We start from the raw sequence: 11764 nt of genomic DNA on the forward strand, positions 1-11764 counted from the left end.
TCGGGAGGCCCACCATGGACGAGCGAACAGCAGGCCGAGCGGAGGCGGGGCTCGAGAAGACGTTGGGCACCTGGCCGGTCTTCGTGGCCGGAGTCGGCCTCGTCGTCGCGGCCAGCACCCTGGTCAGCGACTTCGTCGGCTACTTCACCATCGGTCTGGCGTTCCTCGTCGCCCTCCTTATCGCGTTCCTGATCAACCTCCTCCTCGGTCTGTCGTGCGCGGAGCTGTCCACGACGTACCCGAGGGCCGGGGCGCTGTACGAGTACGGATCGCGCGCGATCCCGTGGCGGGGCGCGTCCGTCGTCACGGGGCTCTTCCTGGCCTTCGCGTTCTACGGGATGTTCGGCTTCGTCGGGGCGCTGGAGATCTCGGCGGGCTCGTTCGGGCTCCAGGCCCTGTTCGGCGCCACCGGCAGCCTGGCTCCGTGGATCATCGCGATGACGGTCCTCGCCACCCTGCCCAACCTCGTGCACGTGCGGACGATGGCGATCATCGAGGCCGCGGTCCTCGTCGGCATGCTGACCACCCGGTGGTTCTTCGGTCTCGCCGGATGGACCGGCTTCTCGAACACCGGCGCCTGGTCGGCGAGCAACTGGGTCAGCGACATCGGGGTGTTCGAATGGTCCGCCATCGCCGGTGCGCTGGCGCTGGCGTACTGGAGCTTCGTCGGCATCGAGTTCGTCGCCCCGCTCGCCGAGGAGACCCGCAATCCCCGGCGCAACCTCCCGGCCGGGATCGTCCTCGGGTTGCTCGCGATCCTCGCCACCTCGGCGTTCATGGGCACCGGTGTGGGTGGGACGCAACCGCGTGCGGAGTGGGAGGAAGCGGCCATGGGGCCGGCCGGCTGCGACGGGAGCTGCCCGCAGCTCGTGGTCGGGGAGGCCATGTTCGGTGGGTGGGGTCGGGGCCTCATGGCCCTGGGCACCGCGGCCGCCACCTACACGTCCATGGTGATCGTGCTCGCGGCGATGCCCCGGATCCTCTACGGGATCGCCCGTGACGGCTATCTGTTCGGTCCGCTGTCGCGCGCGTTCGCCTATCTGCACCCCCGCTTCCGCACGCCGTGGGTGGCGGTACTCGTCACCGCGGTCCTGTACTGCGTCGTCGCGATCTTCTTCAACGACGTGGTCGCCCTCATCTACGCGGGTTCCTACGCCTGGGTGATCATCTACATCTTCTGGCACCTGCTGGTGATCATCTCCAGGTTCACGGACCCGGACGTCGCCCGTCCGTTCCGGCTGCCGCTCGCGGTGCCGATCCTCGGCGCCGCGGGGACGGTGTTCGCGCTCTACTACGCCTTCCAGGGACAGCACGGCACGTACGGCCTCATGTCGCTCTACGTCTTCGGCGGTGCCCTGGTCGCCGCGCTGGTCTCCTACGCACTGGCGGGCACGAGGAGACGGGTGCGGGTGCCCGGCGAGCACGGGTCGAGAGCGGAGTGATGCGTTCCGAGCGCCTGGCGCCACTGTCGCTGCGGCACCGCGTGTCGCTGCTCTACGAGGGGCGCCGCAGTGCGGTTCTCGCGGAACCCGTGGACGCCATGCGCCGGGCCGGGCTCCACCCCGCCGTCGAACCCCGTTCCCGGTACGCGAGGAGCCTGCTGGGGGATGACACCACCGTGGAGGTGGGCTTCGCCAGTTCCGTCCGGATCTTCGGGGCCCTCATCGACACCCTGTGGACGGGGAAGCGCGAGGGTGCCCTGCCACCGGCGGTCCTCGCCTACCGGTTCGGCCGGGGCGGCCGCTTCGTGGCGAAGACCAGCAGCCGTCGAGGCGGCGACCTGGCGGATGCGCTCAACGACGACCCCGCCCTCCGGCCGCTCCTCGCCCGGGCCGAGCTGAAGAACATCCATCTGGCGCAGGGCCTGCAAGGACGATCGGTGCAGCTGCAGCCCCTGGCCGGGACCATCACCGCCCTGTACTTCCCGCCCCTCCCGCCGTACACCGTGCTGATCCGGCCCGACGAGGCGGACGCCCAGCTGGCGCTCCTCACCCGCCTGCTCGCGGGCTGACCGGGCCGTGTCATATGACGTACGCGGCCGGATGACGGAGTGCCGGGGGCAGACCGGTCATGCGTGGGATGGCCACCCGCCCTGCGCCGTCTAGCGTCGTTGCATGTTGCTCGAACGCTGCACCGTGATGGGCGTCGTCAACGTCACCCCGGACTCGTTCTCCGACGGCGGGTGGTACGCGACGACGGACGCCGCGGTCGCGCACGGCCTCGCGCTGCGGGCCGCGGGTGCCGACTACGTCGACGTCGGCGGGGAGTCGACCCGGCCGGGCGCGGGACGGGTGGACCCCGAGACCGAGCTCCGCCGGGTGCTGCCCGTGGTGGCCGAGCTGACGGCCGCGGGGGTGCCCGTGAGCGTGGACACGATGCGGGCGAGCGTCGCCGGGGCGGCGATCGACGCCGGCGCGGTGATCGTCAACGACGTCAGCGGCGGGCGGGCCGACCCGGAGATGGCCGCGGTCGTGGCGGGAGGCGGGGCGTCGTGGGTGCTGACCCACGCCCGCGGCGCCAGCAGCGACATGTACGCCACAGCCGTGTACGACGACGTCGTCCAGGACGTGGCCGCGGAGCTGCGGGCGCGCGTCGACGACGCGGTCGCCGCCGGCGTGCATCCCGACCGGCTGATCCTCGACCCGGGCATCGGCTTCGCCAAGCGGCCGGAGCACAACTGGACCCTGCTCGCCCACCTCGACGCGCTCGTGGCGCTCGGGTTCCCGCTGCTGGTCGGGGCGTCGCGCAAGAGCTTCCTCGCCGATGTGCTGCCCGAAACCCGGGCGGCGGCGGACCGGGACGCGGCCACCGTCGCGACCACCGTGATGGCTGCGCTCGCCGGGGTGTGGGGCGTGCGGGTGCACGACGCCGCGGCCTCGGTGGACGCAGTGAGCGTGGTCGCCGCGCTCCGGGCCGCGCGGGGCGCCCCGGTCCCTCCCGTCCCGGTCGGCGCGCGATGACCGCGCCCGCCCCGCTGCGGGTCCTCGTCGTCGACGACCACTCGGTCGTCCGGCGGGGTGTCGTCTCCTACCTCGACGTGCTCGACGACGTCGAGGTGGCCGGTGAGGCCGCCGACGGCAGGGACGCCCTCGACACGCTCGACGCCCTGGACCGGGCCGGCACGCTACCGCGCGTGGTGCTCATGGACCTGCAGATGCCCCGCATGGACGGGGTCGCCGCCACGGCCGAGATCGCGCGGCGGTTCCCGTCGGTCCGGGTGGTGATCCTGACGAGCTTCGGCGAGAACGAGCGGGTGCACGCCGCCCTGCAGCACGGCGCCTCCGGCTACCTGCTGAAGGACGCCGGGGCGGCCGAGGTCGCGGCCGCGCTGTACGCCGCGGCACGGGACGAGGTGTTCCTCGACGCCGCCGTCGCCCGGCGCGTCGCCCAGGACATCCGCGGCCCGCGCCGCGGGCTGGGCGCCCTCACGGCACGGGAGCGCGAGATCCTCACCCTCGTCGCCGCAGGCCTGTCCAACAAGGAGATCGCCACCGAGCTCGTGATCAGCGAACGCACGGCGCGCACGCACGTGAGCAACGTGCTGGGCAAGCTGAACCTGACCTCGCGCACCCAGGCCGCGCTCGTCGCCGTCCGGGAGGGCCTCGTCGAGCCGGGCTAGGGCCTCCCGGCACACGGACACCGGGGTCCTCGTCGGCACGCACTACCCGCTTCCGGACGACGACGTGGCGGGGCATGCGCTGCTCGACGCGTTCCGCGCTGCCGGGCTCACCGCGACGTTCGTGGATCCGCAGCGCATCAGCGTGCAGCTCACCGACCGATCCGAGGCCGTCACCGACGTCAGCCGGTATCGCGCCGATGCGGAGGGCGCAGCACCGGAGGCGATCACGGCCAAGGCCGCGGAGTTCGTGCGTCTGAGCGCGGACGTGCTCCAGGAGTCGGCGACACCGGGGCAGCACGGCAGCGACCTCCGGCTGCGGCTCTATCCCGAGGAGATGCTCGTCGAGCCGATCCGGAGTGGCGTCGTCACCCGGGAGCCGGCGCGCGGGCTGTGGGAGACGGTCGCGATCGACCGGCCCGACTCGGTGCAGCCGCTCCCGCGCAGTGGCGCCGACGCCCCCGACGCCGTGGAGACTGCTGAGCTGTCCGCACGGCCGTCGGCAACGCGATCGAGGACGAGTTCACGGTGAAGTGGTTCGACCTCGGCGGCGTCCGCATGCTGGACATCGACGGTACGCACCCGTACGTGGCGGCGCACGTGCACGTCCTCGGCCGCTACCTCGATGCCCCGTTCTCCGACGGCGCGCTGGTCGGCTTCCCGACTCCCGAGAACGTGGTGGTGTGCCCGCTGGACGGCGTCAACCCCGGCTTCGCTCTCGCGACGCTGGAGGGGCTCGTGTGGCACCGCGTCGACAACGGGGCCAAGGCGATAAGCAGGCAGGTGTTCTGGTGAGTGCCCTCAGAGCTCGAACGCGCCCAACCAGGGCGTGACGTCGAGCTCGGGCACCGCCCCGACCTGCGCCCGGTGTCCGTCGAGCTCACGGAGGACCGGGCCATCGTCCGGGGACCCGTGGAGTTCGGTGAGCTCCTCGCCCGGTTCGGTTAGTACGGGCCGGAGTACCGGAGCCCTCTCGCTATGACGTTCTCCGGGCGAGCGTGACCAGCAGGCCCGGGTGTTCGGTGTCGACGCGCAGCTCGATCGTGCGGGCCGCGGCGACGACGAACTCGGGCGTCGCCACGACGTGCTGCACCGCGCCGTCGTCGGCGAGCGCGGAGCCATCCGGGACGCAGGACCGGAGGCCCGGGTCGTCGCCGGCGAGGTTCAGGTCACCGCCCACCACCACCGGCGGTGCCCCGTCCCGTGCGCGCATACCGGCGATGACCGTGTCGAACAGGTACCTGCACTGGCCGGCCGCGACCTCCCGCTTCGTGTAGGCGAGGTGCGTGGTGCAGGCGGAGACCACCGGGGTGGCGGCGACGTCCACGCAGAGCCAGGCCCGTTCCTCCGGGTCTTCCGCGTCCTGGACCGGGTAGATCCCGCCGCCCGGGCCGGACCCGGCCACCGCGCGCCACCGGGACACGATGCCGATGCCGAACCGCTGGCCGTTCGCGCAGCGGTACCCGTCGCCCGTGTCGCGGTCTCGCGCCGCCTGGAACGCGGACACGGCCGTGCCGCCCGGCACCGCGCGGCCGAGCGCCCTCTCCAGCGCGCCCAGGTCGTCCTCACAGATCTCGTTCAGGGTGACCAGGTCGGGCGCCTCGGCATTGATCACCCTGGCGGCCTCGTCGATGGACCGGCCGGCCGAGTAGCACGCGGCGATGCCGCTGTTGCACAGGTTCAGCTGGAGCACCCGGACCTCGGTGGCCGGCGCGCCCGTCGTCGACGGATCCGGGGCGGGGTCGGCCGCGCTCACCCCGGTCGCCGTTCCGGTGCACCCGACGATCCCCACGGCCAGGCAGCAGGCGATCGCGACCCGCAGCCATCGGTACGACGCTCTCACCCACACTCTGCCGACACGAGGCTCGCGGCCACGGGGTTCATCTGATCCGGATCGCTACTGCAGGACGACCGTCTTCGTCCCGTTCAGCGCCACGCGGTTCTCCGTGTGCCAGCGGACGGCGCGGGCCAGGGCGCGGCATTCGACCTCGCGGCCGTGGGCCGCGAACTCCTCGGCGCTCATGGTGTGGTCCACGCGCATGAGCTCCTGCTCGATGATCGGGCCCTCGTCCAGGTCCGGGGTGACGTAGTGGGCGGTGGCGCCGATGACCTTGACGCCGCGGGCGTGGGCCTGGTGGTACGGGCGGGCGCCCTTGAAGCTCGGCAGCATCGAGTGGTGGATGTTGATCGCGCGCCCTTCGAGCTGCTTGCAGGTCTCGTCGGACAGGATCTGCATGTAGCGGGCGAGCACGACCAGGTCGACGCGTTCGTCACGGACGATGTCGAGCAGCGCGGCCTCGGCCTCCGACTTGGTCTCCGCGGTGACGGGGATGTGCCGGAAGGGCACGTCGTAGTTGTCGGCGAGCCGGCCGAGGTCGGGGTGGTTGGACACCACGGCGACGACGTCGAGGTTGAGCTCACCGATCGAGGTGCGGAACAGCAGGTCGTTGAGGCAGTGGGCGAACTTGCTGACCATGATGAGCACGCGCTGGCGTTCCGACGCGTCGACCATCCGCCAGGTCATGGCGAACCGGCCGGAGACGTCGGTGAAGTCGGCGCGGAGCCGGTCGACGTCGAGCGAGCCGCCGTCGGCGCGGGCGAACTGCACGCGCATGAAGAAGGTGCCGCTGTCGGGGTCCTCGAACTGCTGGCTCTCCCGGATCGTGCAGCCGTGCTCGACGAGGAACCCGGAGACTGCGTGCACGATCCCGAGCGTGTCGGGGCAGGACAGCGTGAGCACGCAATGTTGTCCGACACGGGGCTGCCCGGGGCGGTCGGGCGTCACGATGCGTCCAGCCGGGCGAGCCACTCCTGGCGCCATGTCTGCGTCTTCTCCAGCTCGTTGAAGGTGAAGACGTGGAAGCCTGCCAGGTTGTTGTCGGGCGCTCCGATGCTGGGGGTGAGCCGGCGGACGAGCCGGGTGGGGCTGTAGCCGCCCGGCAGGAAGAACCGCCAGAACAGGTTCTGCTGCTTCTTGAGGAAGCGGGCGGACTGGCCGAGGCCGATCCCGGCCGTGATGCGCACGAGCTTCTGGCGGGTGACCGCGCCGGGGATGCCCACGCGGACGGGAAGGGCGACACCGCGGGCCCGGATGGTGCGGGCCCAGTTCACCGTGGTGTCGGCGTCGAAGCAGAGCTGGGTGATCACCTGCGTGGCGTGCGGGGCCTTCTGCTCGAGGGCCTTCTCGATCAGATCGGCCGGGATGTGGCCGTGCCCCTCGGGGTAGCCGCCGATGCCGACGGTCGAGAACGGGTGCCCGATCTCGTCGAGGCGCTGCAGGAGGCTCAGCGCGTCGGGGAACGTGCCGGCCGGCTCCGCCGCGTCCCCGCCGATCACGAAGACGCTCTGCACGCCCGCCTCGCGCAGCTGGGCCACGATGTCGGTGAGGTGCGCGTCGTCGCGGACGAGCCGGGCCGCGAGGTGCGGCGACGCCGTGTACCCGTGCCGGGAGAGGCGCACGGCCAGGTCGATCGTGGGGCCGAGACCCTTCGCCTCCGTCGTGGTGACCGTCAGAGCGACGTCGAGGGGCACGTGCTCGAGCACGGACGCCTCGGTCTTCTTGAACGGGAGGATCTCGTAGCTGGCGTTGCGCAACGCCCGGACCAGCGCATCCCTCTTGCCGAGGAGGATCGGCTCGGAGCGGGTGGGCGGTTCGTTGATCGCCGGTTCGTTGATTTCGGTCGACATCATGTCCCCCGGTATTCGTCGCGGGCGAACTGCACGTACGGGACCGGGGCGACGGTGGCCCGGATCGGCCGGAGCCGGTGCTCCTCGACCTGCGGCTTCGCGGAGTTCGGCTCCTCGCCCCACAGCACGACGACCTCGGTGCCGGGTGTGCTGTGGGCGGCGTCGACGGTGGCGAGGGAGACCATGGCGCGTTCGTTCGCGATGTAGCCGCAGTCGAGGGAGATGCCCACCTGCTCGTCACCGGCCAGGACCTTGTCCTGCTGGTGCAGGGCGTAGCGCGCCTTCGGCAGGTCGAGGTACTTCGCGCCCGGGCCGGACCCGAACAGCGAGCCGATCGCGGCGGCGACGTCGTCGGGATCCCACACCAGCGTGACCTTGCGGCGCGGTGGCGCCTCGGCCATCCGCTCCAGCGCCGCGCGGCCGACGAAGTCGTGGTCGAACCGGACGTTGCGCTCGTAGCCGATGTCGTAGGGGGTGAGGTAGTAGTCGGCGATGTCGGTCGAGTCGACGCTCCCGCCGAGCGATCCGACGGCCGTGGCCGGCAGCCACTCGCGGTAGGCCCGCAGTTGCGGGTCGTCCTCGGTGAAGATCGCCGGCAGGGGAGCAGGCACCCAGCCCGACTCGAGGTTGGCCGTCGAGTAGGCCTTGGCTCCCGCGCGGACGAGCCCGTGATCGGCCCCTGCCTCGAGCAGGGTCGCGAGCACGGCCGCACCGTCGGCCCATGGCCCGAACAGCTCGAAGCCCGGCTGCCCCGCCATGCCGTGGCGCAGCCCGCGGACCCGACGGCCGGCGATCGTGAACTCGGCCGTGTGGAAGAACTTCGTCGCGGGGAGCGGGGCACCGGTGGCCTGCTCGATGACGGCGGCGGCGGTCGGCCCCTGGAGCTCGTAGCGGTAGAGCCTGGGCGGGCCGGAGCGCACCGCGGAGTTGGGGTCGCGTTCCGCGGTGGCCTTGTACTCGCCCGTTTCCACGTGGAACTGCACCCAGTCGATGACCATGGGGTGCCCGACCAGGTCGTAGAGGTCCTCCTCCAGGTGGAAGAGGATGCCGTCGCCGATCAGGTGGCCGTCCGCGTTGACGGCGACGTACTGCTTCGCCTTGTTCACCCCGAAGTTCGCGAACGTGTTGACGCCCAGGCCGCTCAGCAGGCGCAGTGCGTCCGGGCCCTCGATGAACAGGTCCGTCATGTGGTGGGACTGGTCGAGCAGCGCGCACGTGCGTGCCCACGCCCGCTGCTCGGACCGCCAGTTCGTGAACTCCGGCGCGATCGGGAACGTGTGGGCCGGCGTCGCTGCGTTGCGCAGCAGCTCGACCGGGTTCCCGACGCGGGCGACCGCGGCGGCGAGGCTCTCGGGGGGCACGTCATCGACGGTAGGAAACGTCACCGCGGCGCTCATCGCGCGGATGACGGCATCGAGGTGGCGGTCCGTCCCGGGGCCGACCGGGACAGATGACGTTGCCGGCGGGCCGATGACCTAAGGTAATCCTTACCTATCCACGGCTAGAGGGGGATCTTGCATGCGCGTGGTGGCCTTCGGATACATGACCTGGGGTCGGCGCACGATCGAGGCCGTGCTCGACGCGGGCCACGACGTGCCGCTGATCGTCACCCATCCCGACAGCGACAACGCCTACGAGAAGATCTTCAACGAGTCGGTGGCCGAGCTCGCCGCCGACCACGGTATCCCGGCGCTGGTCCGCAACCGCGCCGAGGACGCGGAGGTGCGTGAGGCCGTCGCCCGGGCGGACGCCGACGTCATGGTGGTCTCCAACTGGCGCACGTGGCTGCCGCCCGAGGTCTACGCGGTCCCGCGGCTGGGCACCGTGAACGTCCACGACGCGCTGCTGCCCGCCTACGCCGGCTTCGCCCCGCTGAACTGGGCGCTGATCAACGACGAGCCGGAGGTCGGGGTCACCGCGCACAGGATGAGCGCCGACTTCGACGCAGGCGACATCATCCTGCAGTGGTCCACTCCGGTCACGGACGAGGACACGATCGTCGACCTGTTCGACCGCACGCTCTCGATGTTCGGCCCGATCACCGTCGAGGCGCTCGAGCTGGTGGGATCGGGCCGTCGCGACCCGGTCCCGCAGGACCGGGCGAAGGCCTCGTACTTCCACCGCCGCGGTGACGAGGACAACCGCATCGACTGGAGCTGGCCTGCGCGCGACATCTTCAACCTCGTGCGGGCCCAGGTCGACCCGTACCCGAACGCCTACTGCTTCTACCGCGGCGAGCGGCTGCGGGTGCTGCGCGCGCGCGTCACCGACGACGCGATCGGCGGGACGCCCGGCCGGATCGTGATCCGGCGGGGGAGCGCGGTCGTGATCGTCGCGGGCGCCAACGCGCGGGGCGGGCGCAACCCCGGCCTCCTGATCGAGCGGGTGCGCACCGACGACGGCGAGGAGTTCGACGCCGCCGAGTACTTCCCGCGCATGGGCGGCTACCTCACCTCGCACCCCTGACCCGGAGGGCATCGATCATGAACCTGCGCTGGTCCTCCTGTCTCGCGGCGGTGGCGCTCGCGCTCGTCACCGCAGGCTGCGGGGCCACGGGGCAGGCCGCCGCGCCCGCACCCGCCGTCGAGACGCGCACCTTCACCGGCGACAACGGTGAGGTGACCATTCCCGCGCACCCGCAGCGCGTGGTCGCCACGGGCTACGCCGTCCCGGCGCTGATCGAGGCCGGCGCCCCGCTGGTCGGGATCTCCACGTGGGCGCGCGGCGTGCCGATGATGAGCCCGGACGAGCTCGCCACCTACGAGGGCCTGCCCAAGGTGGCGGGGGAGTCGGCGGCCGACACGGACTACGAGGCGATCGCGCTGGCGAAGCCGGACCTGATCGTCATCGGGGTGCCCGCGCCGCTGCTCGCAGAGGTCGACGTGGAGCGGCTCGCGACGCTCGCGCCGGTGGTGGCGGTCGGCCCGACGATCCCGTCGGCGTGGCGCGAGATCTCGCGCCGCCACGCCGACGCCGCAGGTGCCCTGACGGGCTTCGACGCCGCCCGTAGCGCGTACGAGGCGAAGGCAGCCGAGCTGAAGGCGAAGTACGCCGGCGTGGTGCCCCAGTTGAGGTTCGGTCACGTCGGCTTGTACGGGCAGATCACCGACGGCACGTTCCACCGCGAGTTCAACGGGTCGTGGGGCACGAACGTGGCGCAGGACGTCGGCGCGAACTACTACGGCGCGGTGAAGAACCCCGGCCCCGGGTCGCGGGCGGTGAGCGAGTACCCGTCGATCGAGGAGATCGGCAGCAGCCTCGGCGAGGCGGACGCGATCACCTACAGCGTCAACCCGGACGGGTCGGTGCCGGCGTCGGTGCAGCGGGTGCTCGACTCGCAGCTCTGGAAGAACCTGCCCGCCGTGCAGGCGGGCCGGGTCTTCCCGATCCGCTACACCGAGGCCGCCACCTACTCCGTGGCGCTGAAGACCCTCGACGCGATCGACCAGGCCTTCGCCCCGCTGCGCACGCCGTGAGGTCGGACCGAGAGTTGGGGAGAAGATCATGGTCGTGGTGAGCAGGCTGTCCGGGCTGGGCCCTTCCGACATGCGGGAGCACACCGCGGAGCTGCTCGCCGAAGCGAAGGCCGGCTCCGGCGCGGCCAGGGTGCCGTACCCGATCGGGATCCGCGAACTGGTGGTGCTGCGCACCGCGTGGCTCACGCAGGCGCTCGTCCGGCTGACGCTGGGTGGACCCGGCATCGACGGCTTTCGGAGCCACGCACCGGAGGAGCACGTCCGGCTGATCTTTCCGGACGAGGGCGGCGAGCTGCGGCTGCCGGAACGCGACGGCAACATGCTGCGCTGGCCCCGACCGATGCCGATCTCGCGGGAGTACACGGTCCGCCGCCACGATCCCGCCTCCGGCGAGCTCGACGTCGACGTCGCCGTGCACCCGGGCGGCGTGGCGTCGGACTGGGCGGTGGCGGTCGAGCCGGGGGAGCGGATCCACGTCGCGGGCCCGCCCGGCGGGTTCGTGGTGCCCGGCCACTACGACCGCTACCTCCTGGCCGGTGACCTCACTGCGCTGCCGCAGATCGCCCGCTACCTGGAGGAGCTGCCCCGCACGGCCGCCGGATGGGCGTTCGTCGAGGTGCGCGACGCGGCGGAGGAGATCGAGCTGGCCGCCCCGCCCGGGTTCACCGTGCGCTGGGTGCATCACGGTGACGCCCCGGCCGGCACCGGCGACGATCTCGAACGGGCCGTGCGTTCCGTGGTCTTCCCGGCGGGGGAGCGGCCGTTCGTCTGGATCGCGGGCGAGGCGGGCGCCGTCAAGCCGCTGCGCCGGTGGGTGCGCGACCAGGGCATCCCGGTGGGCGACTTCCGCATCGTGGGCTACTGGAAGCGCGGCGTCGCCGACTTCGACGACGAAGACTGACGGCAACCGACGGCACGGACCGGATGACGGCGGCTACCGGCTGATCACTTCATGCCCGGCATCGCCACGGGCAGGACCTCGTGC

At 71.9% G+C, this 11764-nt stretch carries 14 protein-coding genes; 10 read left to right on the forward strand and 4 right to left on the reverse strand.

Annotated elements, in window-relative coordinates; all coding sequences use genetic code 11:
• Positions 1–14: 14 nt before the first annotated feature.
• The 7 genes from FHX44_RS33025 to FHX44_RS42420 all read left to right on the forward strand — a co-directional run bounded on the left by FHX44_RS33025 (position 15) and on the right by FHX44_RS42420 (position 4564).
• Positions 15–1442, forward strand: a complete 1428-nt coding sequence (locus FHX44_RS33025) for an APC family permease (protein WP_147259364.1) — start codon at positions 15–17, stop codon at positions 1440–1442.
• On the forward strand, positions 1442–2011 hold the full coding sequence (locus FHX44_RS33030) for a DUF3156 family protein (protein ID WP_147259365.1): 570 nt from the start codon (positions 1442–1444) through the stop codon (positions 2009–2011). The genes FHX44_RS33025 and FHX44_RS33030 overlap by 1 nt, the downstream gene beginning before the upstream one ends.
• A gap of 103 nt (positions 2012–2114) precedes the next feature.
• A complete protein-coding gene (gene folP / locus FHX44_RS33035; protein WP_246170721.1) occupies positions 2115–2960 on the forward strand; it encodes a dihydropteroate synthase in 846 nt (281 codons plus the stop codon).
• Positions 2957–3619, forward strand: coding sequence for a response regulator (locus FHX44_RS33040; protein WP_147259366.1), 663 nt, complete (start codon positions 2957–2959; stop codon positions 3617–3619). The genes folP and FHX44_RS33040 overlap by 4 nt, the downstream gene beginning before the upstream one ends.
• 64 nt (positions 3620–3683) lie before the next feature.
• Positions 3684–4148 (forward strand): hypothetical protein, encoded by a 465-nt coding sequence (locus FHX44_RS33045; protein WP_147259367.1) that lies wholly within the window; start codon positions 3684–3686, stop codon positions 4146–4148.
• Positions 4145–4411 (forward strand): hypothetical protein, encoded by a 267-nt coding sequence (locus tag FHX44_RS33050; RefSeq protein ID WP_147259368.1) that lies wholly within the window; start codon positions 4145–4147, stop codon positions 4409–4411. The genes FHX44_RS33045 and FHX44_RS33050 overlap by 4 nt, the downstream gene beginning before the upstream one ends.
• Positions 4412–4564, forward strand: coding sequence for a hypothetical protein (locus FHX44_RS42420; protein WP_170309135.1), 153 nt, complete (start codon positions 4412–4414; stop codon positions 4562–4564).
• Between the two features lie 28 nt (positions 4565–4592).
• Here FHX44_RS42420 and FHX44_RS33055 read toward each other — a convergent pair whose 3' ends face one another.
• The 4 genes from FHX44_RS33055 to FHX44_RS33070 are packed head-to-tail and all read right to left on the reverse strand — an operon-like array spanning position 4593 to position 8664.
• Entirely contained in the window at positions 4593–5459 is an 867-nt protein-coding gene (locus tag FHX44_RS33055) for an endonuclease/exonuclease/phosphatase family protein (RefSeq protein ID WP_147259369.1), read from the reverse strand.
• 54 nt (positions 5460–5513) lie between these two features.
• Entirely contained in the window at positions 5514–6356 is an 843-nt protein-coding gene (gene purU / locus FHX44_RS33060) for a formyltetrahydrofolate deformylase (RefSeq protein ID WP_281287930.1), read from the reverse strand.
• Positions 6357–6397: 41 nt separating this feature from the next.
• On the reverse strand, positions 6398–7306 hold the full coding sequence (locus tag FHX44_RS33065) for a methylenetetrahydrofolate reductase (protein WP_246170723.1): 909 nt from the start codon (positions 7304–7306) through the stop codon (positions 6398–6400).
• Complete coding sequence (locus FHX44_RS33070) at positions 7303–8664, reverse strand: aminomethyltransferase family protein (protein WP_147259371.1); 1362 nt, start codon at positions 8662–8664, stop codon at positions 7303–7305. The genes FHX44_RS33065 and FHX44_RS33070 overlap by 4 nt, the downstream gene beginning before the upstream one ends.
• A gap of 157 nt (positions 8665–8821) precedes the next feature.
• Here FHX44_RS33070 and FHX44_RS33075 point away from each other — a divergent pair, with 157 nt between their 5' ends.
• The 3 genes from FHX44_RS33075 to FHX44_RS33085 are packed head-to-tail and all read left to right on the forward strand — an operon-like array spanning position 8822 to position 11680.
• Positions 8822–9769: a methionyl-tRNA formyltransferase gene (locus FHX44_RS33075; RefSeq protein WP_147259372.1), complete on the forward strand. Its 948-nt coding sequence runs from the start codon at positions 8822–8824 to the stop codon at positions 9767–9769.
• Between the two features lie 17 nt (positions 9770–9786).
• Entirely contained in the window at positions 9787–10779 is a 993-nt protein-coding gene (locus FHX44_RS33080; protein ID WP_147259373.1) for an ABC transporter substrate-binding protein, read from the forward strand.
• 55 nt (positions 10780–10834) lie between these two features.
• Positions 10835–11680: a siderophore-interacting protein gene (locus tag FHX44_RS33085; protein WP_425469206.1), complete on the forward strand. Its 846-nt coding sequence runs from the start codon at positions 10835–10837 to the stop codon at positions 11678–11680.
• Positions 11681–11764 lie beyond the last annotated feature (84 nt).

Source organism: Pseudonocardia hierapolitana (assembly GCF_007994075.1).
Taxonomy (GTDB): domain Bacteria; phylum Actinomycetota; class Actinomycetes; order Mycobacteriales; family Pseudonocardiaceae; genus Pseudonocardia; species Pseudonocardia hierapolitana.